The following is a 25,122-nucleotide window of genomic DNA, read 5'->3' on the forward strand; positions in this document are numbered from 1 at the left end:
GCAGGATCAACCTTCGCAGTCCTTGCAGTAAAGCAGGCCGTTCTTTTCACGGGCCACCTGGCTGCGGTGCCGGACCAGGAAGCAGGAGGCACAGGTGAATTCGTCTTCCTGCGCCGGGATGACTTGGATGATCAGTTCTTCGTTGGAGAGGTCCGCGCCCGGCAGGTCCGCGCCTTCGGCCGTGTCCGAGTCCTCGACGTCAATGTGCGCCGTCTGGGCACCGCCGCGCTGGACCTGGAGAGCCTGGAGCGACTCTGTCTCGTGGTCTTCGTCCTTGTTGCGGGGTGCGTCGTAGTCGGTTGCCATGCGGTTTTCAAGCTCCTGGTGTTCGTGGTTTTGGCGGGGTATTTCAGCGCCCCATCCTAGCCCCTGAAAGCACGATTAGTGCCCTTAAATTCCCAATGTTTTCCCACAGCATAGGGTATGGTGGCCCAATTTCCATGCCGGAAGGCCATTTAACCCGGATTTTGCCTGCATAAAACATTCGATTGTGCCATTTGTCACCTTGGGAGCGGCCCGTGGCGGCCTGAACCGTGTGCGCTGCGTTGTGCCGGACGGGGTGCCGGACCGGGTGCCGGACCGGGTGCCCCGCCGGGCGCCGGACCGGGGCACGGCGTCGCCGGCGCCCGCGGAACGCCCTATCCTTGTAGGGATATGGTAAACAACTCCGCTGCTGCAAATCCGTCCCTCAACCGCCGGCAAGTGGCCCAGGCTTTGAACATTCCCCCGGAAATGGCCGCGCGGAACGGCATCCCGTCGCGCATGCTGGCGTCCGCCGTCGCTGAAATCGATGCCAATCCGCCCGCCTGGCTGGCCCAGTCCCGGGCCAACTCGACCGGAAAGCGGCCCGTCTGGGTTGAATTGCGCTGCTACGTTTGCGATTTCCACGAACTGGCGCGGCCCAAGAAGTGGTGGCCGGAATTCAGCTACGTGATGTGCGACTTCCACAGCGACCGGGACCTCCCTGCCCCCGCGGCGGGAGTGCGCCGCAGCAAGTTCGACGGCGTGGGCAGCCGGTTCTGCGGTTTCACCGACACGCGGGACGACGCCTAGCGCCCCCGCTTCTTCATCCACCGCACCCGGCCCCACGCCGGGGGCACGAACCAAGGAGAGCCGCGCCGTGACCGTTCCGGCAAAGGTCTTTTTACGCTGGCTTGACGGGGTGGCCGGCGGCGCCAGCCACGCCGCCGTGTGCCGCGCCGCCGGGATCAAGCGTTCCACGCTGGGCCAGCAGCTGGTGCGTGGGCGGGTCACCCTGGCCACCGTGGCTGCTGTCAGCCGTTCCCTGCGGCTTCCCGTCGTCGAGTCCCTTTCCACCTTCGCCCCGTACCAGGGCCTGGCCGCCGGCGTGGCACAGCCCACCGATGCCGAACTGCTCAGCCAGGTCTCCGACATGGACCTCCTGCGCGAAATCCTGTACCGGTCCGCCCGGGCGGAGAACGGCTCGGCACCCCCGCCGGCGGGACTCTCCCCCATCCCCCACCGGGCCTCCGTGCGCGCCTGGCTGGACGCCGTCGACCCTTCCGAGCTGCGCCAGAGTGTGGCAAGGGACGCCGGGATTGCCCCGCAAAACCTGTCCGCCCAAATCACAGCCAACCGGTTGACGCCCGAACTGGCCATCAGGTCCGCGGAACTGGCGGGCGTGGGGCTGGCCAACGGCCTGGTGGCCACCGGATTCCTGACTGCCGCGGAGGCCGGCTGGCGGCCGGGCTCCCGCAGCGCAGCACTTCGCCGGACGCCCAGCAGCATGCTGGTTTCGCTGACCGCCGAACGGCTCGATGCCCTGGGCCGCACCCTGCGGCGCACGGAGCAGGATTCTGCCGCTGCACAAACGATCTGGGAGAACCTCGCATGACAACAGGTCTCCAATGGGCGGTCCTGGCTGTATGTGTCGGCTGCTCCCTGTGGCGGCTTCCCGCAGCCGCCAAGGGCCGCAACCGGGGCCTCTTCTGGTCATTCCTGCTGGTCTCCCTGGCCGTGGCGCTGAGCATTCCGGCCATCTACGTTCAGGTCGACGGGGTCCTTGGCCGGGAGAACCTTGCCAATGTGGTGCTGCGATTGAGCCTTTTTGCCGTGTTCTTTCTGCTCGCGGCCAAGATCGCCGCCGCCTACAAGGCGCCCGTAGCGCGGCGGCTTATTCGCGGCCCGGTGGGCCTGGCCGTCGTGTCGGCCAGTTCGGCCGGGATCCTGGCCATGTACTTCCTGTCCGAGCTGCACGGCTCAAGCCCCGGGCTGGCCGCGTTTTTCGACCAGCCGACGGTCGTGGCCTACATGTGGATCGGACGCGGGTACCAGGCGTACGTGGCGGCCTGCCTGGTGCCTGCCACGGGCCGCGCCGCGTTTTCGCGGCTCCCCGCCCTGGACCGTTCTGCAGCCCTGTCCATGTGCCTGGGCTTTGCCGGCGTCTGCCTCACCCTGGTGGTCCAGGCCACCGGGTGGCACGGCGCCGCCCTGATGACGGCACTCTCCTTCGGCTCCATCCTGCTCGTGGCAGCCGGACTGGTCCTTGTCTGGGTGTCGTATATGCGCCGGCCCGTGAAACATTGAGAAGCCCATGTACACATTTCCATTAGCGTCTGGCATACTAATGATTGTGTGAACGCCACAGCGGCTGGGTTCGACACAATTCCTTTGGGGGTAAGTGGTGGCTGGACGCTGTTCCGGCCACCACTTAGCATTTTAAGTCCACCGTTTGGACAAGCCCTCCGCCACTCCGGTTCCTGGCGGCCCCTTTGCCGGGCAGGACGTTGCGGGGCATATGTTGCGGCGCATATGTTGTTGGGCAGACGTTGTTGGGCAAAACGAAGGGCCCGCCCCCGCCGCGATGGCTGGAAACGGGCCCCAACAGGGGTGTGGAGATGGGGAGAATTGAACTCCCGTCCGATGTTGTTTCATCAGGGCTTCTCCGGGTGCAGTTTGCGTCGGTTTTTCTCGGCCCCAGCTGTCTTGCAAACAAGCAGCTGCCAGGCCCAGTTGCATAAGAGTCCCCCAAACGCCTGCAACGGGCGTTTAGGGCAGTGGCCCTCTAAATGACGCCAGGATCCGGGACGAGAGCATTCCCGGGCTGACGGACTGTCTTACTGCTTAGGCAGCAAGAGCGAAGTCAGTGCGATTTGATTCAGCACTTATTGTTTTACAGAGATCGTTTACGAGATAACCCTGTATCCTCGACCCGCTTCACCTGTCTCGACAAACACCGTCGAAACCGATCATCCCCTATTGTGTTTTCAAACCCACGCCATGCCGGCCGTGGACTACCCATCATAGCGCATGCACGGGCCCAAATATTCCCTAGCGGGCCACCATGCCCCTGGCCGCCTTGGCCTCCAGCACCAGCAGTGCGGCAGCGTCAATCTTGCGGGCAAACGCAGGGTCCGCCTGCGCGGCGTCCACCATGCCCTGGTACATGGCCGGCGCCACGGCCTGGTCGGTGCACAGGACCATGGTGCCGCCGGCGTTGATGAAGTCCACGCCGCGCCGGGACACCGGCACGGCGGCCACCTGGCGGGCGTCGCAGATGTCGTCGCTGACGATGATGCCGTTGAAGCCAAGGTCGCCGCGGACCATGCCCTGGACAACCACGTGGGAAAACGGGCCCAGGTCCTGCGTGTCAATTTTCGGGTAGTAGGCGTTGGAGACCATCAGCCACGGCACGCCGGCGTCCACGGCATCGCGGAAGGGGGCCACATACGGGTCGTTGCGGACCGTGACGTTGTCCGTGACGCCCGCGGTCACGTCGGTGTTTCCGGTGACGCGCCCCAGGCCCGGGAAATGCTTCACCGTGGGGTCCACCCCGGCGGCCAGCATGCCACGGGCGAACGCAACGCCGTGGCTGGAGACGGTGCCGGGCGTGTACCCGTATTCGCGGCCAAACGCGCCAATCGGGGCGTTCTGCGGCGCGAACGCGGGCGACGGCACGGTGTCCAGGACAGGGGCCAGGTTGACATTGACGCCGGCGGCGGCCAGCTGGCGCCCCCAGCGTGTGGCATCCGCCTGCAGCGTGGCCGGTGCGAGCTGTCCCTGTTCGATGGCCTGCGGGATGGCGTCGAAGCCGTGCCCCTGCATGATCTGCACAAACCCGCCTTCCTGGTCGGTCGCCACAAAGGGGCGGACCCCCAGCTCGAGCCCGTGCCCCGCGGCGGTGGCGACCACCGACGCGATGGCGTCCACACCGGCGGTGCTGCGTCCCTTCATGAACACGTTGCCTACGTGCAGCGACTCGAGCACGTAGGTGGACTGCGGATCGGCACCGGTCACGGGCGTGGACACCATGAACGCCTGGCCCACTCGCTGGCCGAGTGTCATCGCGGCCAGTTTTTGCCGGGCCAGGTCCTTCGCCGGGGCGGACGACGGCGGCGCCTGTGTTGCGCTTGCAGGCGGCGGCGCCGCCGTGGCCGGCACGGAGGCGGTTGCGGTTCCTCCGCGACCGGCTGTGGAGGGGCCGGCCGTGGGCGTTGCGGAAGGCGGGGCGGTTGTCGGTGACGCGGAGGACGGCGCGGGTGCCGGCGTCGTGCGTGGCGGGGAGGAGAAGGTCAGGACCATGACAACAACGACTCCCAGGACGGCGGCGGACACGCCGATCCCCCACCAGTGGCGCGCCCCCAGAGCCATGGCGTCAGTCCCTCAGGTGGAGGTGGGCGGCGTTCAGCTCATCCATTTGCTCATCGGTGAGCTCGTCGAGAATTTTGCGTTCACCCTTGTCCGACTTTGAAAACCGGACAAAGAGCAGGATCATGACCGGCAGGTCCATGATTTCGGCAATGAACCACAGGAAGTCCCCGCCCAGCTGCTGGTCGCGAAGGGCACCGGGGAACCAGGCGGGCACCGGCCCGGACAGGGCGCCGGCACCGTCGAAGATGGTAGGCACCAGGCGCATGATGAGCCCCGGGGCTGCGTCCCCCAGCAGCTCGATGAAGGCAAACACAAACTCGAGCATGATCAGGGCCGTGCTGACCCGGGTTTTCTCCTCGACCATGGGCAGCACCATGAGCAGCCCCAGCAACGGCATGGCGAGGGTCAGCAGGCCTTCCAGCAGGGGGCTCACCCGGGAAATGCCGGCCAGCGGGGTCAGCATCATGGACAGGACCACCAGGCCCGCCACCGGTGCCACGGCACTGTTGCCGAACAGTTTCATGGGGCCGCGGGACACGGTGGCGAGGAAGGTCCGCAGGCGTCCCGGGCGGACCGTCTGGCGGGCCAGGCCCACCGGCAGGCCGAGTGCCAGGCCCGCCGGGACCACAAAGACCATCATGGCGATGCGGACGGAAAACGCCCAGCGCAGCTGGGGCGAATACGTGCCCAGGAAGCCAAAGTTGACGAACGCGTACAGGCCCAGGCCCAGCACATAGAAGCACGCCGCACGCCAGGCCGGCCAGCGGACGCCGGCGGCGGCTGCGCGCGCCAGTCCCCAGGCGTAGAGGCCGCCGGCGGCAACGATCAGGGCCAGGGCCCACAGGTCCAGGCTCCAGGTGCCAAGGAAAACGCCCCACGGTGGCATCGGCTAGCCGCGGTTCTTCTCGCGCATGGCCCGCAGCGCCTCGCGGTTGTCCTGCTTTTCGCGCAGTGACTGGCGTTTGTCGTAGTCCTTCTTGCCCCGGGCAATGGCAATTTCCACCTTGGCCCGGCTGTCCAGGAAGTACAGCTGGAGCGGCACAATGGTGAATCCGGATTCCCGGGTCTTGTGTGCGATCTTCTCCAGTTCCTCGCGGTGCAGCAGGAGCTTGCGGCGGCGCCGGGCCGTATGGTTGGTCCAGCTGCCGTTGAGGTACTCGGGGATGTAGACGGCCTCCAGCCAGAGTTCGTCGTTGTAGAAGGTGGCAAAGCCGTCCACGAGGGAGGCCCGGCCTTCCCGCAGCGACTTGACCTCGGTGCCCATCAGGACCAGCCCTGCCTCATAGGTGTCCAGGATGTGGTAGTCGTGCCGGGCCTTGCGATTGGTGGCCACAACCTTCAGGCCACTTTCCTTGGGCACTGTACGGCTCCTTCACGGGTGGTTCGGCACTGCCTGTGCGGTGCGCCCTCTAGTCTAGCAACTTTGGCCGTGCGAAAATTTGACGCCGTGCACACTCGCCCGGCACCGGCGTCCTTGCACTACAGCAGCGTCATGGGGTCCACGGCAACGCCGTTGAGCCACGTTTCAAAGTGGGCGTGGCAGCCGGTGGAGTTTCCGGTCCCGCCGGAGATGGCGATGAGCTGTCCGCGGTTCACGTGCTGGCCGGCGGAAACCTGCACCGAGGTGTTGTGGTAGTAGGCGGTCAGCAGGGCATTGCCCTGGATGACGCCGTGGGAGATCTTCACGCCGTTGCCGCCTCCCCACACGTCCCAGCCGGCGAAGACCACGGTTCCGGCCGCCGCCGCGTAGACGGGCGTGCCGCAGGGGGCGCCGAAGTCGATGCCGGTGTGGACGTACCCGCCGGTGCCGTAAAAGTCGATGGTCCCCGGCGGGGTCTGGCGCCAGCCGAAGCCGGAGGTGATGGGGACGGAGCTGGCGAAGGGGTGCTGCAGGCCAAAGGCCGACGGGTTGCCCGGTGCCGGCGGCACGTAGGGCGGAGGGACAAAGTTGTTGTCGCCCGCCGCCTTCGCCGCGGCCGCCTGCTGGCGGGCAAGGCGCTCGGCTGCCGCCTTGGCGGCCGCCGCGGCAGCCTCGCGTTCCTTGCGCTGGCGTTCGGCGATCTGGGCAGCCACCGTGTCCTGCTGCTTCTTGACCGCCGCAACCTTCGCCTGGATCTGCGGCTTCTGCTTTTCCAGCCTGGCGTTGATGGCCGCCGAATCGCTGATCAGCTTGTCCACCGCGGACTTCTTCGCCGCAGCCTCGTCGCGGGCCGCCTGCTCGGCCACAAGGGCCGCATCCGCCCGCACCTTCAGGTCCTTGATCTCGGCCTCGACGGCCGCCAGCCGGGCCTGCGCGTTTTGGTTCGTGGCCTTTTGGCTGGTCAGCTGTGCCAGCGCCGCATTCTGGCTGCGCATGGCCTGCTCGGCCAGGTCGATCGAGTTGGCCAGATCCTCGGAGGTGCCCGCGCCAAGGACCAGCGCCAGGTTGGCGGGGATGCCGCCAGCCTTGTAGGACTGCGCGGCGATCTGCCCGATCATGCTCTTGGCTTCCGCCTGTTTCTTCGAATCCAGGGCGATCTGGGCGGTGATCCTGTCCTTGCCGGCCTGTGCCAGTTCTATGCGTGCCGCGAGGGAGCCGACCAGCTCGGTGGCCGCACCCACGCGGTTTTGGGCGTCCATGAGGGCTGCCTGCGCACCGGGCAGCCGGCCCTGGTACATGACAAGGTCCGAGGCGGACTTTGCCAGCCCTGCGTCAACGAATTCGAGGGCGGAGGCGGCATCGGCGGCCTGCTGCTTCAGCGCGGCTGCCTGGTCGTCGAGCTTGTCTGCGTGCGCGGCCGGAACCACGCCCAGCAGCCCGGCCACCAGCACGGCCGCCAGCCCCGCGCCGAGGCAGCGGGCGACGGCGCGCCCCGTGGTCCGGCGTCGCAGCGGCCCGGCCGGGCCTGCTGCCACGCTTCCCCCGGAAGACAACGAATCCATGCTCAAACAGCTCCTTGCATCGTGGCGCTTGGGACGTGGGGCCGGACGGGCAGTGATCGGACCCGTCGCACGTGAATCAAACCTTGAGGTTCTTTCGCAGTGAGACCGCCGACGCGATGCCGGCCAGCACCACGCCCAGCACAATCAGGACAGGGTAGATCACCAGGGCCTGGGTGGTGGAAATGATGGGCGTGCCGCTGTTTCCGCCGGCCAGGTAGCGACCCAGGAAGAATTCCACGATCGACCACACCGCCCCGGAGGCAAGCAGTGCCCCGATCGTGGCGGCGATCACCCCCTCGAGCACAAAGGGCAGCTGAATCACCGTCTTGGACGCGCCCACCAGCCTCATGATGTCGATTTCCTTGGCGCGCGACTGGGCGGAGAGCCTGATGGTGGTGGCAATGAGCAGGGCCGCGCAGACAATCATCAGCACCGCAACGCCCACCGCAACGATCGTCGCAATGTTCATCCACGAAAACAGCGATTCGAGCACCTTCCGCTGGTCCACCACCGAATCCACCCCGGGCGTGGCGGAGAAGGACTCGTTGATGATCTGGTACTTTTCGGGGTCCGTCAGCTTGATCCGGAACGAGGACGGCAGGTTGCCGGCCTCCACCGAGTCCACCATGGGTGAGTTGGCGAACTGCTCCTTGAAGTGGACCAGGGCCTCCGCCTGGCTTTCAAACGTCCACTTTTCCACGTATGGCTTGACGGCGGGCGAGTCCAGCATGGCCTCGATGGTCTTCTTCTGGCCGTCGGTAACGGGGCCGGAGACACAGTTGGCATTGGTGGGCACGTCGTTGCACAGGTAGATGGTGACCTGGACCTTGTCATACCAATACCCCTTCAGCTGGCCGATCTGAAGCTGCAGGACCCCGGCCGCGCCAACGAAGGTCAGGGACACGAAGGTCACCAAAATGACGGAGATGACCATGGTCAGGTTGCGGCGCAGCCCGCTGCCGAGCTCGCTGAGGATGAAGGCAAGTCTCATGGCTGGACCCCGTTCCGGGTGGATTCTTCGGCGTTTCCGGCCGGGTACACGCGGCCCCTGTTGCGCTCAAGCCGGGGCGGCATCGCTTCGTCCGCAGCGTCGCCGGCGGCCGCCGCGGCACTCACGGCGCGCTGGCGGCGGGTCTGGGGTGCGTCGTCGTCCACGGCGGGCACGACGCCGGACGCGTCGCCGGACGCTTCCGGCGCGGCGGCGGGAATGATCGGGAGCATGGAGGTGTACTGGGCGCGGGCCTCGTCGCGCACCACCCTGCCGAGGCGCAGTTCGATGACGCGCTTGCGCATCGAGTTGACGATGTCGTCATCGTGGGTGGCCATGACCACGGTGGTGCCGTTTTGGTTGATCTTGTCCAGGATTTCCATGATGCCGGCGCTTGTCGTGGGGTCAAGGTTGCCGGTGGGTTCGTCCGCCAGCAGGATGCCAGGCTGGTTGACGATGGCACGGGCGATGGCCACGCGCTGCTGCTCGCCGCCGGAAAGTTCGGTGGGCAGGCGCCGCTCCTTGCCTTCGAGCCCGACGAGTTCGAGGACGCGGGGAACCTCGGTGCGGATGGCGGCGCGGGACTTGCCGATCACCTGCATGGCGTAGGCGACGTTGGCGAAAACGGTCTTGGTGTTGATGAGGCGGAAGTCCTGGAACACGATGCCGATGCCCCGGCGGAACTTGGGCACGCGCCAGCTGGGCACGTTGGCCACATTTTGGCCTGCCACGTACACCTGGCCCTGCCCGGTCTTGTATTCACGCAGGACCAGGCGCAGGAACGTTGACTTCCCGGAGCCGGAGGAACCGACCAGGAACACAAACTCGCCGCGGTTGACCTCCAGCGAGACGTCATCAAGGGCGGGTTTGCTTTTTCGGTCGTAAGCTATGCTCACATTTTCAAAACGAATCATGGTTTTACGTTGCCCTTCCAGCGAACGGTACTGGCATGCCGGTGCCTGGGCTTGGGGTTGGGGAGGAAACCACCAGCGTATCGACTATAGGCGCCATTCCGCGCCTTTTTGCGCTCCTGCACGGTGTGTCGGGCAGGGGCCTGGCTGTGAAAGCCGGCGCCGGCCGTGGTTCCCCTACTGGTTTTCGGCGTTGCGGTTGTCCGCGCGCCAGCGGATGCCGGCGTCGATGAAGTCGTCAATTTCGCCGTCCAGGACCGCGGCGGTGTTGCCAACCTCGTGCTCGGTGCGCAGGTCCTTGACCATCTGGTACGGGTTGAGCACGTAGGAGCGCATCTGGTCTCCCCAGGACGCCTTGACGTCGCCGGCCATGGCCTTCTTGGTGGCATCCTCCTCCGCCTTTTTCAGCAGCAGCAGGCGGGACTGGAGCACGCGCATGGCCGCGGCCCGGTTCTGGATCTGCGACTTTTCGTTTTGCATCGACACCACGGTGCCGGTGGGCAGGTGGGTCAGGCGGACGGCGGAGTCGGTGGTGTTGACCGACTGCCCGCCGGGGCCGGAGGAGCGGAACACGTCCACGCGGATCTCGTTGTCGGGAATCTCGATGCTGTCGGTCTGTTCGATCAGCGGGATGACCTCGACGGCGGCAAAGGAGGTCTGGCGGCGGCCCTGGTTGTCGAACGGGCTGATGCGCACCAGCCGGTGCGTGCCGGCCTCCACGCTGAGCGTGCCGAAGGCGTAGGGCGCCTTGACCTCGAAGGTGGCGGACTTCAGCCCGGCCTCTTCCGCGTAGGAGGTGTCCAGGACCGCTGTGGGGTAGCCGTGGCGTTCGGCCCAGCGCAGGTACATGCGCAGCAGCATCTCGGCAAAGTCGGCCGCGTCCACGCCGCCGGCGCCGGAACGGATGGTCACCACGGCCTCGCGCTCGTCGTACTCCCCGGCCAGGAGCGTGACGATTTCCAGGTCCTTGAGCGACTTTTGCAGGGTGGGAAGTTCCTTGGCCGCCTCGGCGAGGGAATCGGCGTCGCCCTCTTCCTGGGCCAGTTCCACCAGGACTTCCAGGTCGTCGATGCGGGCCTCAAGCGTGCGCAGCTTCTCCAGCTTGGACTGGGCGTGGCTGAGCCGCGAGGTCACCTTTTGGGCCGCTGCCGGGTCGTCCCAGAGGTTGGGCGAACCTGCCTGGTCCGATAAATCCTCGATGTCCTCCAGCAGCTTGTCCACCTCGGACACCTGTTCGATGGAGACGTAGGTGGCGCGCAGCGCCTTGATTTCTGCGGAAAAGTCGATCTCAGCCATGATGTTCAAGCCTACGGCATGCCCGGGGCTCCCCCGTCGGGCACCCCGCCCGGCCGTTACAGGACCAGGTGTGCCCGTGCCGTTCCGGTCACCGTCAGCCTGATCCCGTCCGGGACCAGGAAGTTGATGAACATCGGGTGCACGATGCCGGTCACGCGGACTTCGGCGGTCCGGCCGTCCGGCGTTCCAGTGCCCGCGGCCAGCTGTACGCCGGAGAGTGCACGGGGAACGTCGGCGCCGGAAAGGTATTCAACGGCCGCTGCATTGATGCCGCGTCCCGTCAGCACCGTGCCGGGGGCGTTTTCCGCCGAGCCTCCGGCCAGGGTGAAGGTGTCTGCGGCCGCAAGTGCGGCGCCGTCAGCCAGGGAGAGCAGCCTTTTGTGGCCGATGTACAGGCTGGAGCCCGCCGCCACGACCGTCATGAGGAGCAGGGCAATCAGCACGTAGCCGATCATGAGCACCATGACATGGCCGTCCTGCTGCGGTGTGGCCCGGTCCCGGCGGTGCGGCCGGTGTTGGTCGGCAGGCCTGTCGTGAAGATTTGCCGGGGTCACTTGAAGCGGCCCACCTTCTGCGCGGCCGAGGACTCCACCTCGGCGGCGGACAGCCGCGTTCCGGGGATGCCGCCCACCAGGGGAAGCTCCACACGCAGGGTCACGTGCGCGCGCACCATGGTGCCCGGGGTGAGACAGCCGGCGTCACAGGAGATGGTGAGGGAGGCGTCGGCGGGGTCAAAGCCCATGTCGGTGACGGCCAGCGCCACCGCCGCTTCGGCGGCCTGCCGGGCGGCACCGGCGTCGGGCTGGAGGACAAACACCTTCGCGGCCTGGTCGGCGGCACCCACCACAGCGTACGAACCGCCCTGCAGGGAACCCACGGTGAGGATCAGGTACGCCACCGGCACCATCAGCAGCACGGCCAGGAAGACGAACTCGACGACAGCGCTGCCCTGCTCCGCCGCTGCGCCCGTCGCGGACGGGCACTTATTTGTCGACGACGGCATGGCCGCTCATTTCCAGTGTGCGTCCCGGCCCCCACAGTCCCATCAGCGGCAGCGGTGCCGTGACGGAAACCGTCAGGATGCGGACCCCGTTGGACGACGTCACGCCCGCGCTCACCTCACGGCTGTAGCCGTCGCCCAGGGCGGAACCGATCAGGAGGTCGGCGCGGTCCCGGGCATCCTGGGCGGTGCGGTCGGCGAGCGCGCCGTACCGTGCCGCGGACGATGCCGCATCGGCCACCGTGTTGCGCACATGCAGCACCAGTGCCAGCTGGAGCAGCGCCAGAAAAATGACTGTCACGATGGCGGAAACCAGCACAAAGTCGACCACCGCGGCACCGCGCTCCCCCGGGTGCCCGGTCGGCCCGGTCGGCCTGTGTGTCAGGGATGGACCTGGTCCATGGCTTCGTTGAACATCTTGGCCAAGGCCGGTCCGGCGATGGCGAGGAGCCCGGCGACGAGCACCGCCGACATCAAGGTGATCAGGACCCAGCCGGGAACGTCGCCGCGGGTCCTGCCGGCGGCCGGCCGGAGCCTGAAGTGCCGCGGCCCGGCCAGCCAGCCTGACAGCCAACGGGCCAGAAGGCGTTGCCCTGCCACCATGAGGGTGAGCGCTTGTCCGGCCAAAGGATGGATCTTTTCCATGGTGAGTCCCCTCGTTCTTGATTTCCCCATGCGGGTTTTCGTGCCGTATGTGTTCAAACCGGGTTTGTTCCTCATGTGCCGGTCCGTCGCAGCCCCGTCCGCCCCGCTCGCGCGGACGGACCGTGCGCGGCGGGTGCTGTGGCGGCTGGCCGGCAGGCATCAGAAGCCGAACTGCAACAGGGCCAGGCCGGGAAAGACGGCAAAGATGACAGTCAGCGGAAGCACGCCGAAGACCAGGGGAACCATCATGGCAATTTCCTTGCGCCCGGCGGCTTCCATGAGTTCGCGCTTGGCCACGTCGCGCACGTCCTGGGCCTGGGCGCGCAGCACATCGGCCAGGGGCGTGCCCCGGTTGACCGCCACGCTGATGCCGTCGACAAAGCGGGCCAGGGCGGGGATGGCCAGTCGGTCGGAAAAGCTGCCCAGCGCCTCCACCAACGGCGTCCCCGCCCGGGTTTGGGCCACGATCCGGGAAAACTCGCCGGATAGCTCCCCGTGGGACTGCCGGGCCACCCGGTCCAGGGCGCTGCCGGCACTTTCGCCGGCGCCCACGGCCAGGGCCATGAGTTCGGCCAGGGCGGGAAATTCCGCCATGATCAGGGCCTGCCGGCGCTTGATCCGTGCTCCGAGCAGGTAGTCGCAGCCCAGGTAGCCGCCCAGCATGAGCACGCCGGTCAGCGCCAGCCCGCCCATGGCGTTGGTGCGGCCCTGCCACACGAGGGCCAGCGAGAGGGCCAGTCCGGCGACCATGCCCGCACCCGTCCACAGCAGCTGGACGGCACGGAACTCCAGCGGCGATTCGCTCCGTCCTGCGCGTTCCAGCCGTGCGGCCAGGCCCTTGACACTGATGTTGAAACGGCCCAGCCGGGTGACGGCGTCGGAAACCAGCAGGCGCAGGATCCTTTCCAGCGGGCCGAAGAGCGCGCCGGCGTCCTCCTGGATGAGCAGTCCCGAGCGGCTGGCAACGCTGCGCAGCTGCGGTTCCACACGTTCGGCAAAAGTGGCGCGGCGCATGGCGGGCAGGCGGACAAACACCAGCCACAGGCCAAGGCCCAGGCCCACCCCGGCCGCCAGGGTTGCCGCGGCATGGCCGTTCATTGCAGCACCCGCCGTTCCCCCGGCAGCTTTCCAATCCGCAGCATGAGGCGGTAGCAGACCACCGAGACCAGCAGCCCGCCGCCCAACACCAGCCAGCCGGCGGCGGAATTGTAGGCGGCGATGGCCTCGGGCCGGGTGGCCATGAGCACCAGCACGATCCAGGGCGCGGCGACGGCGAGCCGGGCGGCGTTGACCGTCCAGGACTGGCGCGCTTCCAGCTCGCTGCGGGTGCGGGCATGGTCGCGGAGGAATTCCGACAAGGTGCCCAGGAGCCGCCCCAGGTCGGTGCCGCCCACATCGCGGGTCAGGCGCAGCGCCTCCATGATACGGTCCGCGACGGGGTCCGCCAGCCGGTCCTTGAGTCTTTCCAGTGCCGCCTCGAACTGGCCGGAGGAACGGTAGTCGGCCCCAAATCCGGCAAACTCGCCACGCAGTTCCATGGGGCCCTTGCTGCCCAGCTGGATAAGGGCCTCGGGCAAGGGCAGCCCCGCCCGGATGGCCGAGCGCAGGTGGTCCACGACGTCGGGCCAGAGTTCACGCAGGACGGCCGAGCGGCGTCGTGCCCGCCAACGCAGCAGGGCCAGGGGGACATAGCCGGCAAACAGGCCCAGGCACAAGGCGATGGGCGCCGCCCCGGTCACGACCATCACCAGCAGCGCGGCCAGGACGGCGAACCCCAGGGTGCTGGCGATCAGCGACGCCGGGGTCACCTGGGCCACGCCTGCCTGTTGAAGCAGGTCCTCGAGCCTGCTGCGCCGCGCCGGCCGGGCGGCCTGTTCGGGCGTGTCCCAACAGGCCGTCCAGACAAGGAACAGTCCCAGCCCGGCCAGCAGTCCCACGAGCGCGGACATCAGGATTCCGCCATCAGGGCGGCCACGCTGTACCCGGCGGCGGCGAACTTTTCCGGCGACGGCATGGCGGAGGCGGAGGGTGTGAGGCGTCCGTCGACGGTGTCGAACGCCATGCCGGACTCGATGACGCCGTTTTCCACGCGGCGGCCCAGGGAGAGGATCTGGCCAACCCGCCGCTTGCCGTTGGGCAGCCTGACGCAGTGCACCACCAGGTCAATGCAGGCAGCCACGGTGGGCACCACGAAGGCGGCACTGATGTTTTCCCCGGCCAGCAGGGGCAGCGTGCAAATCTTGACGACGGCGTCAGTGGCGTGTACGAAAAAGCGTGCACTTTTTCCCCGTAATTCCGCGGATCTTGCAGGGCATCGGGAGCCTCATCCAAGCTTCTCACATCGGGGCGCAATCACCGCCCGCGGCGGCCCCCCGAAGACCCTCTCTCCCACCGCCGCACACATTCCACTATGCTGTACATAACGTACAGGCGGAACGAAGGCAGGGGCGGCACAGCATGGCAGCGAAGAAGAAGGAACCGAAGTGGCTGGAGCCTCTCGAATTCGCGATCGAGGAGCTCACTGAAGTCCGGGATCAGGCAACCGAAGGCCGCTTGCATACAGCTTCCGAGCTCCTTTCCGCCGCCCGCCGCGTCGAGGACGCCGTAAATGCTTTGGAGCCCTCCACTTCCCGCTTTGAAATTGACACCCCCTCGGTCACCACCGGGCTGGTCCGCGAAGCCCGCGCTCTGCCTGCAGGCGAGCGCCCCACCTGGGAGGCTGTCGCCGAAGCACTCGGGCTCTCCATGGCCCAACGCGCCTTCGACCGCCACGCCCCCGGCGGCGCGGCACGGCGGCAAGCCACTCGCGAGCGCGTTTACGCCGCGCGTACCCCCCACCCACGCCAGGAACTCCCCGGCCTCTCAACTGCCGAGGCCGAAGCGCACTTTAACGCAAGCAGAACCAAGGTCCGATCCCTCGTGGAGCAAGGACTACTCCACGCCTATCCCCACCTGAACGAAGACGGCACCCCCGTCACCGTCCGTCGCGCCGGAAAGGACATCGTCCAGCTCCGCTACTACACCGAGGGCTCCACCATCGAACAGGCTGCCAACGCGCTCAACGTGACGCCGGCCGAAGTGAAGGCCATGGCGGCGGCCGGGGAGATCGGATCTGCGCCGGTTCTCGATGCTGAGCATAAGCCGGTCATTGATTCGGCCACGGGGGAAACTGTGCGCTGGTACTGGCCGGAGCACACGCCTGTGGCTGCGGAGGAGTAGCCCGCACGCCGGAGAGGTTTCCAGCGGCCGCCTCACACATGACAAGCGACCGAGGCACACGCTAAGCTTTCATTAGCGTAGTACCGGATGTACTTTTTCGAGGAGCCCGCATTGAAAACACCCGCCCGCATCACCGCCGCAGCCCTGGCCAGCATGATCCTGCTCGGCGGCGGCGCTGCCGCAGCCCTGGCCGAAGACGGCGTAACCTCGCCGGCTGTACAGGAGCAGCAGAGCAACATCGGCTTGGTCGACGCAGATTTCACCGAGGAGATCACCCTCAAGGCACCCACGGGCGCCTATGAAAAGCCCAGCCGTGCGGAGGATTCCATCTACCAGGTGCGGAACGCACCGGCACCGGAAGGCTATCCGATGCCCGCAACGCCCACTTTCAAGGGCGCGGATGGCTTCGCGTGGGTAGCCGTAACTGACTATGCCTACGGGAAGTACGGCGGGCAGTTTTACATCCCCGCATCCGCCGTAGCTTTATCCGCACCGGCAGGCACCTTCCAAGCCGCCCGGGATGCAGAGGCTGAAACCCTCGCTGCCGCCCATGCAATCCACATGAAGGCCTTTTCCGGGACGGGCATCGTAAAGCCTGGCGCAGGCTGGCGGGCCACCGAGGACGCCTCCGCACAGCCCGTCGCGGTCGCGCAGTTTCCCGGCCTCGAGGCACCGATGAGCGAGCCATACTCGGTAGGCAGCGAAAAGTGGCGAAAGTTGCACGGCACGGATACAGCAGGCAAGGATGCCGTCTTCTTCGTGCGCGACGCCGACGTGAAGAACTTCAAGACGGACGCACCCGCCACCCCCACCGCCGCCCCAGAGGTCGTCCCGGAGGGCATCCAGTCCGCCGATGCGGTGAGCTCCACAGTGGGTGCCGGCCAGCCGAACAACCTCGGCGTGGCATTTGCCCTGGGCGGCTTTGTTCTGGTGGCAGGCGGCGGGTACTGGACCTGGGACCGGAAGCGGAAGGCGGTGACGCAAAAGGCAGGAGGAGCAGAGGAAGCCGCAGGCCAGGAAAGCTAAACAACCAACAGACAAGAAAGGCGAGTCGCAACGCGGCTCGCCTTTCTTGTGCCCGCGGGCCGTTATTACAAAAAGTTGCGGCCAAACGGGGTCCCGGATTAAACTAGATACAAACGTACAACCGGATGTATCTCGCGAACGGAAGCCAGCCGCATGAAACCTCTCTCCAGGGCAGTCACCACAGCTGCCGTCACCGCAGTCCTGCTGCTGGCTGGCCCGGCTGGCCTGGCATTGGCTGCAGACAGCACTGCGTCGGCAACCGCCCCCGAGCCCCTCCAATCTGAAAATAGTCTTCTGGAGGAGATCACCCTCAAGCGCGGCACAGTGCAGGTCTACGACCGGTACGGCCTCCCCCGCGCCGATCAGACGCCTGGCCTGCCAATTCTGGAGGGGCCAAGTACTGCAGCGCCGCTCCAAATCGCGGCGAGTGCGCCTTTCCAGTCACTCGACGGGACCTCCTGGCGGGCAGTGAGCCTCAAGACCGCATGCGTCAGCGGCAGCTACGCCGCGTTCTTCATTCCTGAGGCCGTCGTGGCTACCTCGGCGCCTGCGACCGCGCCGGCCACCGAGCTGCGTGCGGACCGCAACGGCGGCGTGCCGACCGTGCCCTGCACACCCAACGCAGCCGTGCCCTTTGCCCCGACCCCCGACACCTCCACCGTCGCCTCCGTCCACAAGGCCGCCACAGAGGCAGCCGTTTACAACCAGATGCTCCACGCCGCCAACCTCGCCATTGTTGATGCCCGCGACGCAAACGCCACGGACAACGCCAAGGACGTCGTCGAGGCTGAGCGGGGCGGCATGGGACCGGCCGGCGTGGCCATGGTCACCGGCGGGGCCTTGATTCTGGGCGCGCTGGCGACCGGCATTGCTGTGGCGGGGATTCGTGGAAAGAAGGTTCAGCGATGAGCGACCCGAAGGTTGTTCGCGTCAAGGTTGAGACGGTTTCGCCGCAGCAGCGAACGATCTTCCTGCTCCTGATGGGTGCTGGAATCCTCATCTTCGGAATGGTGGGCCAAGCATACGGCGTGCTGGATGCGATCGTCTCGGTTCTCGTGGTGGCCGCTTTCCACCTAGCGATGAATTGGAAGGATCCCTCCGGTTCCGCCGTTGCACGCCCGTCTCGAATGGCCGGCACTCTGGCCCAGGCGCAAACCGATGCCCCGGTCCTCTCGCTCCTCCTCAACCGCGGCAGCCGGCTCCTGGAACTGGCCAAGGGCCTGGCCAAGGGCGCTCTTTTCCTGGCTGCCAAGGCCGTCTTCTTCCACGGCTACAAGATCCTGCTGACGCCGATCAATATCGTCAACCAGCCACTTCCGTGGGCGGGGTTCGCCGTCCTCCTGGTAGCCGCCGCGGCCGCCTGGCATTGGGAAGGCGTCATGACCGCGGTCCGGCCTCTCCTGCGCATGCGTCCCACTCGCACTGAGACACCCGCAACCACGAAGGACTCCGACAATGCGTAAGCTCCCCCGCCACCTCGCCGTTGCCGTTCTCATGGCCGGTATCCTCACCGCCTACGTGCCGCTCGGCGCCCAGGCTGCTGAAGAGCCGGTGCCGACCGCGAGCGCAAGCGCTGAGGCCGGTTCGTCCAACACCGCTGCTGCAACGGCAACAGTCAGCAAGGATGCGCCAGTAACCGTCGGGGAGGGCGAGCTGATTGCCATCGGCAAGGTCCAGGTTCTGGAGCCGGGCACCGACAAGTCCATCGCCCAACTCGCAATCGGCGATCACATCAAATACACGAGCTTCGACCGCCGCGACGAATTCAACGCGAGCTACACGGTCACTACGGACCTGGGCCAGCACGGAAGCGTCGGCGACACCTTCGTCGTGTCCATGCCAGCGAAGGGGCTCGCTCTCGATCAGCGAGTGGTAATCAACAAGACCGCCGCGGCGAAATCCGATGTGCTTTCCATGATGGGAGGTCCACTCGGTGCTGCCGCCTACGACATATACTCGGCCCCCACCGGCGAAGCCGAGGTGATCGGAAGACTACTGCCCGGCCAGAAGTACCTGGCTTCGAAGCCCCAGGCGGGGGCCACATCCCTCTTCGGTAGTAGCCAGTGGATTGCCATTCTCACTGATCCCGCCACGGGCGCCTACGGGTGGATCCACGCCGAATCTGCCGCCATCGACGAGCACCCTGATGAGGCTGCGGTAGTGACCACGCCCGAGCCGGCAGACGCGGCCACAGCTGAGGCAACCGAGATCGCTGCTGAAACCCCTACACCCGAGGTGACGGCAAGCTCCACCCCCACCCCCGCTGTCGCCGCTCCGGCCGCCCAAGTGCCTGCCGTCAAGAAGAACACGACGCCGGTCATTGGCCTGGGTGCCGGGGCTGTCGTGCTGATTGTGGCTGGGGCGACTGTTGCTGCCAAGCGGAAGCGCAGGGCTGAGGAAGAGGACGGGGACGAAGTTGTTCCGGCCGAGGTGGCCGCGGCCGTGACCGTGGCACCTGAGGCCCCTGCTGAGGCCGCCTCTGCTGAGGTCGAAGACCCCGCCTCCTACTGGGAGGAGGAGGACTAGGCCATGGGCATCGTCAAAGGCGTCGCAACAGGAATCGCAAAGCAGGCAGTCCGCCGATCTGTGTTCTACATGATCGCCAAGGTCGTGGGATTCTTCCTGGCGATCGGCTTCGGTTGGTGGGGTGATCAGTGGTGGAAGGTCGCGAAGGATCCGCACTCGGAGAGTCCTTTTGCCCGGGCTGTCCAGTGGACCAGCTACGTGGCCTGGATGCTGATTTCGCTGGGCGCTGTGACGGTCTTCGGATACAAGGCGCTTCCTTTGGTGGCCTTCAGTGCCTGGGTGGTCACGCTCAGGATGTGTGCCATCGCCGGGATCGGCCTCCGGCCTACCGCCTTCATCCGCGTGTGGACGGCAGCCTTTGGCAACCCATTCGCCGGCGGCTTGCTGCTGGTCTTTGGCGTCCTGCTCCCCGTGGCCGCCGGATACCTCGTCTGGCCCCTCGCAACAGAAGTCCTATGGGCAGCTTGGTGTGTCTGGATCGCATCCAGCCACACCGTTGGGATCCTGCGCGCCAACCGGCACCGCATCGACCGTGAACTGACATCGCACCTGGGGCCAGCTCTGGCCACCGTGTGCGCTGTGTCGGTCCAGCAGTTCGACGACCAGACCGAATTCCGGCGGGAGAAGTCAACGGGTGCGATCATTCTGGAGCCGGCTCCGGCAAGCGTGACTTCGAAGAGGAATAACAGCAGCTTGGAGGCTGCCCTGGCCTTGTCAATGCCCGACTGGGTGGTCGACACCAAGCGCTCAAACCACCGCCGCCTCGTCCTCCGCCCAGCCGACTTCGCGACCCAGGAGCGCAGGCACATGCTCCTGGAGTCCGGTGGCCTCATGGACCGCGCCACCGTCGTGCACGACGTCGACCGCAGCCACCCCGTACCGCTCCCGGCCGGCATCGACGTCACCACGGTCGACGGCCACGCAGCCCTGCAGGCAAAGATCACTGCGAGGAAGGGCGAAGGCTGGACCGTCGGCGCCGTCGAGGGCTCGACCGCTTTCCTGATGAAGGGCGAATCGCCTGTGCGCCCCGGGGAAACAGTTTGGCACCTGGGCGCTGAAAGCCTCGGGGAAAAAGATGCTGCCCGCCTGGCCCAGGCCCGGGCTAAAGCCCTCAATGTCGACATCGTCGAGTGGGATTACGACTCCAAGACGGCAACCGTGGCCCGACTCCTACCAGCCGTCAAACACTTGCGCAACCGTCTCGCCCAACACATGGGCGTCCTGCGGCACGAGGTTGAACTCAAGGCGACCTTCGGCGTCGATGACTCCGGCGCCGGCATCCTGGCCGCCGTGGAGATATTCCGTGCCAAGACCCCTTCCGGCTCCTCGGCCAACCGTTCGCTGTGGTGGATCGACATTGCCTCGACAATCGTCGGGTCTGCCGGCTGGACTGTCCGCGAGGATCCGAAAACTGGTCACGTCCATATGCTCCACGGCGTGCCGCGCAAGCTGCCGGCCCGCGTACCGATGCAGGGATTGCTGCCCGAGTGCCAGGCACCCGCGGACTGGGCAACGCTGCCGCTCGGCCTGGACGCGACCGGCTCCGTCGTCGGCGTGGACCTGGAGCTTGGCCCGCACACGCTGGCCGCCGGCCCGACCGGATCGGGGAAGACGATCTTCCTGACCCAGCTGATCATGAGCGCCAAGATGCGCGGGCACGATGTGATCATGGTCGACTGCGTCAAGGAAGGCGCAGACTTCGAGGCCATCCGCCCCTGGTGCTCCGGCTGGATCGAAAATCTCTACGACGCCGCCGAGATGATCCAGAGCGTCTACGCCGAACTCACCCGCCGCAAAAAGCTCGTCAAGCAGCACAAAGTCCGCTTCTGGGCCGACCTGCCCGCGAGCGTCCGGGAAACGGAGAACGTTCGTCCGGTGCTGCTGGTGATCGACGAGTACTTTTCCCTGATCCTCCAGGTGAAGGTCGACAAGCTCCTCGCCAACACCTTGCTCGGCGACGAGCTGGAGAAGCAGAATACGCAGAAGGCAATCTTTGCGACATACGTCCAGAAGATCGCCCGCGAGGCCCGCTTCGTGGGAATACACCTCGCCATCGCCATGCAGCGCCCGGACGCTGCGGTCATCGGCGGGGAATTCCGGTCAAACCTTACCTCGGCCGTTCAGCTGGCCAAACCCGGCTCGCTGCCCGACCGGGCCTCCATCGCCATGATCTTCTCGGGCGACCAGGTCGACGCGGCCAGCGCAGAGCTCGCCGAACTGGACGACGCCCGGTCGCGCGGCCTGGCAGTCATGGGTGCTGACGGCGGCGGCGTGAGCGGCTTCCGCGTCGGCTGGGCCGAAGCGACCGCGATGCCGGAGCTGCTCCAGGCGCGCGGCATCCCGACCGCAACCCCTTGGGGCAGTCAGCCACACAACGTGCTGGGCGAAAAATACGAGGAGGCTTTCGACTACACCAAAAAGGCCGTCGTGGAGCTGGAATCCATGGATCTGGACGGGCTGGACTTGGACGATCTGGTGATGGAGGTCGACAACGGAGACGCGCGGAACGATTCCCCCGCATCTGCCGCCGCTTTCGATGTCGACGACCTCGGCCTCCCTGAACACCTCTCCCCCGCACCCATCGGCACTCCAACCACCGACCCCGACCCGTTCGCCGAACCGACCAACGGCGCGGCACCGAAGCGTCCGGCCCTTGTGATCGAGGACGACGAGGCCTTCGACGAGGGGCCGGCTGCGGTGAAGCCGAAGTTGGTCCCGGCGGGGTTGCCGCTGCCATTCGACCCCGACGACCCGTTCGCCTGACAGATCCATCAACAACCTACCCAACAACAACTGCAACACCGATCGAAAGGACACAAAATGTGCCGATCCATTGCCGAGACTGGCCGCCGATGCGCTGCCCACTCCCCCGAGAACCGTGCCGCCGAGCGCGCCCAGGTCCGCCTGGACTTCACTTTTGAGGATCACCTCGAGAGGCTCCAGGCTGAGACTGCCAGCCTCCGTGAGGTTGTGGCCGGCGGCGAGCCAACCGCCATCGGGGCCGCCGTCGCCGCATGGCTCAAAGCCTGGCGGGAGCTCATGGCTGCCATGGCCAAGGCGTACACCCGGGCACGGGCCAAGGCCGAGCGGGCCGCAACTGTCCTCGGTGAGCACCAGGCCGAGCGCCTGCAGCGGATCCTGGACGGCGAGCGCCGCGAGTTCGCCGAGAAGGCCGTCAAGGCCCACGCTGACGCTGTGGTGGCCCTGCGCCGGGCCGAGCAGCGCCGGCGGGAACTCCTGATCCAGGTGGAGATGGATGCCGCGGCGCAGGATCTTGGCACCCAGCACGACCTAGCCAAAATGGCATTGGAGGAGGCCGTCCAGCAGCTCACCCTCATGCACGCGGAGAGCGAGCGCCTTCGCCGCATCATCTTGCCGGCCGACGAGACTACTGCGAGCTCGGGGCCGCGCCGGGGGTTGCCCGGGCCGACCATGCTTGCCTTTCTTGAGGCCAAGCGCCGGGAGGATTTTTGGGCCGGCCAGCACACCCAGCTTACCCGCAAACTCCGGGAGACCCCCTCGAAGGAGGCCACTCTGCGCATGCTGGCAGCGGTCACCGAGGCATGCGAGGCCGGGCGGCAGTACGTGGCCGCCTGCGCGGAAACCAAGGAGGGGCTGCTCAACATCGGCCGCCCGCGCTCCACCGCAACCGAGTCCGAGCTGCTAGCCGCATAGCCGGCCGGTGCGCAGTACAAGAAGGGCCCTGCCGGTTGGTGGGGCCCTTTTCGTGCGTGATAGCGGATTGGCGGGATGCGGCCCGGGTCCCGTAGAATTATACATACCGTAGTTCGTTCGTATTTTATCGAAAGGCCGCCTCATGGTCCCCGCCCGCAACACCCGCAAAACACGATCGGCACATGTTCTCTCCGCAGCGGCGCTGGCCGGTGCGCTCCTCGTGGCGCCGCTGGTAGCTGCCGCTGCAGCCCCCGGCACCGTGCCGACGGCCTTCTCCCAGCAGGCCACTTTCACTGCCCCCGTACTGGCCGGCGATCCGGTGATCGCGGAGAGCAGCCCGGGCGATTTTTATGTGAATTTCCGCGAGGGAATCTCCAACATGCGCACCTCATACCAGTGGATGAGCGGCGGGCAGCCTATCCCGGGCGCCAACGGCCTGAGTTACGAGCCCACCGCGGCTGACCTCACCGCCGGTCTCTCCGTGGAGATTCGCGGAGAAATCCACCGCAACGGCATCGACGCGCCCGATGCCGGCCAGTGGACCCTGTCGATCCCGGCGGGCGGCTCGCGGGCCGATCAGACCGCCACCGGCGGTATCACGCCCGCGGTCATCACCACCCGGCCCACGCTCTCTGGCACGGCAGGCATTGGGCGCTCCGTCACCGTGGATCCGCAGGGCTGGGCAGGCTACTCCCTCAGCCATGAGTGGCTCTGCGACGGGCACGGAGCCGGTGAGGCGGCCAGCTACACGGCGACCGAGACTTGCGGCGCGGTGAGTGTCACCGTGAGGGCGTCCTCGGCATATGGCAGCGATCAGGTGACGCTGGCCGCGGAGATCGCACCCACGGTGAAGAATAGCCTGGCGCCGAGCGTGACCGGCGGCCGCATGGTCGGGGATGTACTGACCGCGCACCCCGGGGTGTGGTCTGCCGGCACCGTTCTGACGTACCAGTGGACTCGGGGTGGCGTGGAAATCCCGGGCGCCACGGGATCGACCTACACGCAGACGGCCGGTGACGCCGGCTTCTTCCTCGGCGTGCGCGTGACTGGCACGCACGGCGATGACGTGCCGCTGACCGTGGAGCCGGCCGACAACGGCGTGAGTGCCACCGGGGCCCTGGCGCCGCAGCTTGAGAAGCCGCCCGCCCCGCCTCGCGGTGACAACCTCGTGCTCGATCATGGCGGCGTCAATGGCGGCGTTCAGCCGCCACCCGCCCCGGTCGTCGATGAGTTGGGCGTGAAGCCCGGTGCAAAGCCGGTAGCAGTGAAACCCGCCGTGAAGCAGCCTGAAGCGAAGCAGGAAGTGAAGCAGGAAGTGAAGCGGCAGGGGGTGGAGAAGCCGGCCGTCCTGGCCGACGGCGTCGAGCCGGTCATCACGACGAATGCGCTGCCGCCGGTGGACGAATCCAAGCCTCAGCCGCAGGCCGCTGGCTCCCTGGCGCCGGCGGCTGGAGCTCTCGGCAGTCTGACCGGCATCCTGGCGGCAATGGCCAGCGGCGTCGCCCGGCTCCGGAAGCAATAGCCCCAAGAGAAACTAAACGCCCGCCTCATCGGTTTCGACGAGGCGGGCGTTTGTTTGGCATAAAAAGGCCCCGCAGCTTGGGGGAAGCCGCGGGGCCAAGCAACAATATTAGCCGACCGGAGGTTACTTGACGGTTACCACCGTCCCCGGCTTTACACCGCGCGCCAGCAGCTCCGCCACGGCGGAATCGGAGATCACCGTGCAACCGGGTGTCCTGCCACTCAGCAGAGTGATCTTGCAGCCCCAGGAGAAGCCGTGCAGCGCCTGCAGGGCCGCGCCCTCCCCCTCGAGATACTCATCCGCCCCCTGCGACTGATGCGCCGTCACGATCAGCGGCTGCTCCGAACACTGCTCGGATGCCGCCGTCTTGTACACGCCCACTACGAAAGTGCGTCCCCGCACCGAGTCTGTCCCGCCATCCATCTCAATGGCCGTAGAGTAAACCGCCTTGCCGGCATCGAGCAGGGTGACCGTCTTGGCCACCTGGTCGACGACGATCTCGAGCGGGGCTTTGGTGGTAGTGACCGCGGCTGATTGGATCCAGCCGGAGGCGTGATTGACCGAGGCTGGGGATGGCGCGACCGAGGGGAGGTGACGGCGGCTGGGCAAGAGCACGTGCAGCCAGCCTGAGGAGGTGCCGATGACCGGAAGGGCAGTGAGCTCGCCCAGGGTCTTGAGAGGCAGATAAGCCACCGGCGTGAAGCATGACGACGGGCCGGCGAAGACCGCAGTGCCTTCCTGCCGGGGCGTCGCAGTTTGACCCGCGTAAGGCGTCCCAGAG

At 66.7% G+C, this 25,122-nt stretch carries 26 protein-coding genes, 1 other RNA gene and 1 pseudogene; 11 read left to right on the plus strand and 17 right to left on the minus strand.

The window, feature by feature from the left end:
• Positions 1-6: 6 nt before the first annotated feature.
• The gene (locus MMF96_RS02365) at positions 7-306 is read right to left on the minus strand and encodes a DUF4193 domain-containing protein (RefSeq protein WP_176615409.1); all 300 of its coding nucleotides are present in this window, start codon (positions 304-306) and stop codon (positions 7-9) included.
• 426 nt (positions 307-732) lie between these two features.
• On the opposite strand from MMF96_RS02365, the gene MMF96_RS02370 reads away from it, so the two are divergent.
• From MMF96_RS02370 to MMF96_RS02380, 3 genes are all read left to right on the plus strand, one after another.
• On the plus strand, positions 733-1,053 hold the full coding sequence (locus MMF96_RS02370; protein WP_256882419.1) for a hypothetical protein: 321 nt from the start codon (positions 733-735) through the stop codon (positions 1,051-1,053).
• Positions 1,054-1,120: 67 nt separating this feature from the next.
• Entirely contained in the window at positions 1,121-1,855 is a 735-nt protein-coding gene (locus MMF96_RS02375; RefSeq protein ID WP_176615411.1) for a hypothetical protein, read from the plus strand.
• Positions 1,852-2,547 carry a hypothetical protein gene (locus MMF96_RS02380; RefSeq protein ID WP_256882420.1) on the plus strand — a complete coding sequence of 232 codons (696 nt, stop codon included), beginning with the start codon at positions 1,852-1,854 and terminating at the stop codon, positions 2,545-2,547. Before MMF96_RS02375 ends, MMF96_RS02380 begins: the two co-directional genes overlap by 4 nt.
• A gap of 303 nt (positions 2,548-2,850) precedes the next feature.
• Here the strand turns inward: MMF96_RS02380 and ssrA are convergent.
• The 15 genes and pseudogenes from ssrA to MMF96_RS02455 form a co-directional block, all read right to left on the minus strand.
• Positions 2,851-3,217: a transfer-messenger RNA gene (ssrA, locus tag MMF96_RS02385) on the minus strand.
• Between the two features lie 74 nt (positions 3,218-3,291).
• A complete protein-coding gene (locus tag MMF96_RS02390; RefSeq protein WP_256882421.1) occupies positions 3,292-4,611 on the minus strand; it encodes a glycoside hydrolase family 3 N-terminal domain-containing protein in 1,320 nt (439 codons plus the stop codon).
• 4 nt (positions 4,612-4,615) lie between these two features.
• On the minus strand, positions 4,616-5,497 hold the full coding sequence (locus tag MMF96_RS02395; RefSeq protein ID WP_256882422.1) for a cytochrome c oxidase assembly protein: 882 nt from the start codon (positions 5,495-5,497) through the stop codon (positions 4,616-4,618).
• A 3-nt stretch (positions 5,498-5,500) separates the two neighbouring features.
• Entirely contained in the window at positions 5,501-5,971 is a 471-nt protein-coding gene (gene smpB, locus MMF96_RS02400; protein WP_176615413.1) for an SsrA-binding protein SmpB, read from the minus strand.
• Between the two features lie 119 nt (positions 5,972-6,090).
• Positions 6,091-7,533, minus strand: a complete 1,443-nt coding sequence (locus tag MMF96_RS02405; protein WP_256882423.1) for a M23 family metallopeptidase — start codon at positions 7,531-7,533, stop codon at positions 6,091-6,093.
• 76 nt (positions 7,534-7,609) lie between these two features.
• Positions 7,610-8,524 carry a permease-like cell division protein FtsX gene (gene ftsX / locus MMF96_RS02410; RefSeq protein WP_176615415.1) on the minus strand — a complete coding sequence of 305 codons (915 nt, stop codon included), beginning with the start codon at positions 8,522-8,524 and terminating at the stop codon, positions 7,610-7,612.
• Complete coding sequence (gene ftsE, locus MMF96_RS02415; RefSeq protein WP_176615416.1) at positions 8,521-9,435, minus strand: cell division ATP-binding protein FtsE; 915 nt, start codon at positions 9,433-9,435, stop codon at positions 8,521-8,523. Before ftsE ends, ftsX begins: the two co-directional genes overlap by 4 nt.
• A 174-nt stretch (positions 9,436-9,609) precedes the next feature.
• A complete protein-coding gene (gene prfB, locus MMF96_RS02420; RefSeq protein ID WP_256882424.1) occupies positions 9,610-10,728 on the minus strand; it encodes a peptide chain release factor 2 in 1,119 nt (372 codons plus the stop codon).
• Between the two features lie 56 nt (positions 10,729-10,784).
• Positions 10,785-11,282: a pilus assembly protein TadG-related protein gene (locus tag MMF96_RS02425; RefSeq protein WP_256882425.1), complete on the minus strand. Its 498-nt coding sequence runs from the start codon at positions 11,280-11,282 to the stop codon at positions 10,785-10,787.
• Positions 11,279-11,731, minus strand: a complete 453-nt coding sequence (locus tag MMF96_RS02430) for a hypothetical protein (RefSeq protein ID WP_256127678.1) — start codon at positions 11,729-11,731, stop codon at positions 11,279-11,281. Before MMF96_RS02430 ends, MMF96_RS02425 begins: the two co-directional genes overlap by 4 nt.
• Complete coding sequence (locus MMF96_RS02435) at positions 11,712-12,059, minus strand: TadE/TadG family type IV pilus assembly protein (RefSeq protein WP_176615418.1); 348 nt, start codon at positions 12,057-12,059, stop codon at positions 11,712-11,714. The genes MMF96_RS02430 and MMF96_RS02435 overlap by 20 nt, the downstream gene beginning before the upstream one ends.
• 50 nt (positions 12,060-12,109) lie before the next feature.
• Complete coding sequence (locus MMF96_RS02440; protein ID WP_176615419.1) at positions 12,110-12,373, minus strand: hypothetical protein; 264 nt, start codon at positions 12,371-12,373, stop codon at positions 12,110-12,112.
• A gap of 159 nt (positions 12,374-12,532) precedes the next feature.
• Positions 12,533-13,471, minus strand: coding sequence for a type II secretion system F family protein (locus MMF96_RS02445; RefSeq protein WP_256882426.1), 939 nt, complete (start codon positions 13,469-13,471; stop codon positions 12,533-12,535).
• Positions 13,468-14,322, minus strand: coding sequence for a type II secretion system F family protein (locus tag MMF96_RS02450; protein ID WP_256882427.1), 855 nt, complete (start codon positions 14,320-14,322; stop codon positions 13,468-13,470). The genes MMF96_RS02445 and MMF96_RS02450 overlap by 4 nt, the downstream gene beginning before the upstream one ends.
• Positions 14,322-14,633: pseudogene (locus MMF96_RS02455) on the minus strand (CpaF family protein); the annotation flags it as partial. The gene MMF96_RS02450 and the pseudogene MMF96_RS02455, both read right to left, overlap by 1 nt.
• 197 nt (positions 14,634-14,830) lie before the next feature.
• Between MMF96_RS02455 and MMF96_RS02460 the strand changes: the two are divergent.
• The 8 genes from MMF96_RS02460 (at position 14,831) to MMF96_RS02495 (ending at position 24,341) form a co-directional block, all read left to right on the plus strand.
• On the plus strand, positions 14,831-15,592 hold the full coding sequence (locus MMF96_RS02460; RefSeq protein ID WP_256882428.1) for a hypothetical protein: 762 nt from the start codon (positions 14,831-14,833) through the stop codon (positions 15,590-15,592).
• Positions 15,593-15,703: 111 nt separating this feature from the next.
• The gene (locus MMF96_RS02465) at positions 15,704-16,618 is read left to right on the plus strand and encodes a hypothetical protein (RefSeq protein WP_256882429.1); all 915 of its coding nucleotides are present in this window, start codon (positions 15,704-15,706) and stop codon (positions 16,616-16,618) included.
• A gap of 153 nt (positions 16,619-16,771) precedes the next feature.
• On the plus strand, positions 16,772-17,527 hold the full coding sequence (locus tag MMF96_RS02470; RefSeq protein WP_256882430.1) for a hypothetical protein: 756 nt from the start codon (positions 16,772-16,774) through the stop codon (positions 17,525-17,527).
• Positions 17,524-18,081 carry a hypothetical protein gene (locus MMF96_RS02475; protein ID WP_256882431.1) on the plus strand — a complete coding sequence of 186 codons (558 nt, stop codon included), beginning with the start codon at positions 17,524-17,526 and terminating at the stop codon, positions 18,079-18,081. The genes MMF96_RS02470 and MMF96_RS02475 overlap by 4 nt, the downstream gene beginning before the upstream one ends.
• The gene (locus tag MMF96_RS02480) at positions 18,074-19,144 is read left to right on the plus strand and encodes a hypothetical protein (protein WP_256882432.1); all 1,071 of its coding nucleotides are present in this window, start codon (positions 18,074-18,076) and stop codon (positions 19,142-19,144) included. Before MMF96_RS02475 ends, MMF96_RS02480 begins: the two co-directional genes overlap by 8 nt.
• 3 nt (positions 19,145-19,147) lie before the next feature.
• A complete protein-coding gene (locus tag MMF96_RS02485) occupies positions 19,148-21,907 on the plus strand; it encodes an FtsK/SpoIIIE domain-containing protein (protein ID WP_256882433.1) in 2,760 nt (919 codons plus the stop codon).
• 57 nt (positions 21,908-21,964) lie between these two features.
• Entirely contained in the window at positions 21,965-22,819 is an 855-nt protein-coding gene (locus tag MMF96_RS02490) for a hypothetical protein (RefSeq protein ID WP_256882434.1), read from the plus strand.
• 142 nt (positions 22,820-22,961) lie between these two features.
• Positions 22,962-24,341 carry a hypothetical protein gene (locus tag MMF96_RS02495; RefSeq protein WP_256882435.1) on the plus strand — a complete coding sequence of 460 codons (1,380 nt, stop codon included), beginning with the start codon at positions 22,962-22,964 and terminating at the stop codon, positions 24,339-24,341.
• 123 nt (positions 24,342-24,464) lie between these two features.
• Here MMF96_RS02495 and MMF96_RS02500 read toward each other — a convergent pair whose 3' ends face one another.
• Positions 24,465-25,034 (minus strand): hypothetical protein, encoded by a 570-nt coding sequence (locus MMF96_RS02500; RefSeq protein ID WP_256882436.1) that lies wholly within the window; start codon positions 25,032-25,034, stop codon positions 24,465-24,467.
• Positions 25,035-25,122 lie beyond the last annotated feature (88 nt).

This window comes from Arthrobacter sp. STN4, from assembly GCF_024539665.1.
Lineage (GTDB): Bacteria > Actinomycetota > Actinomycetes > Actinomycetales > Micrococcaceae > Specibacter.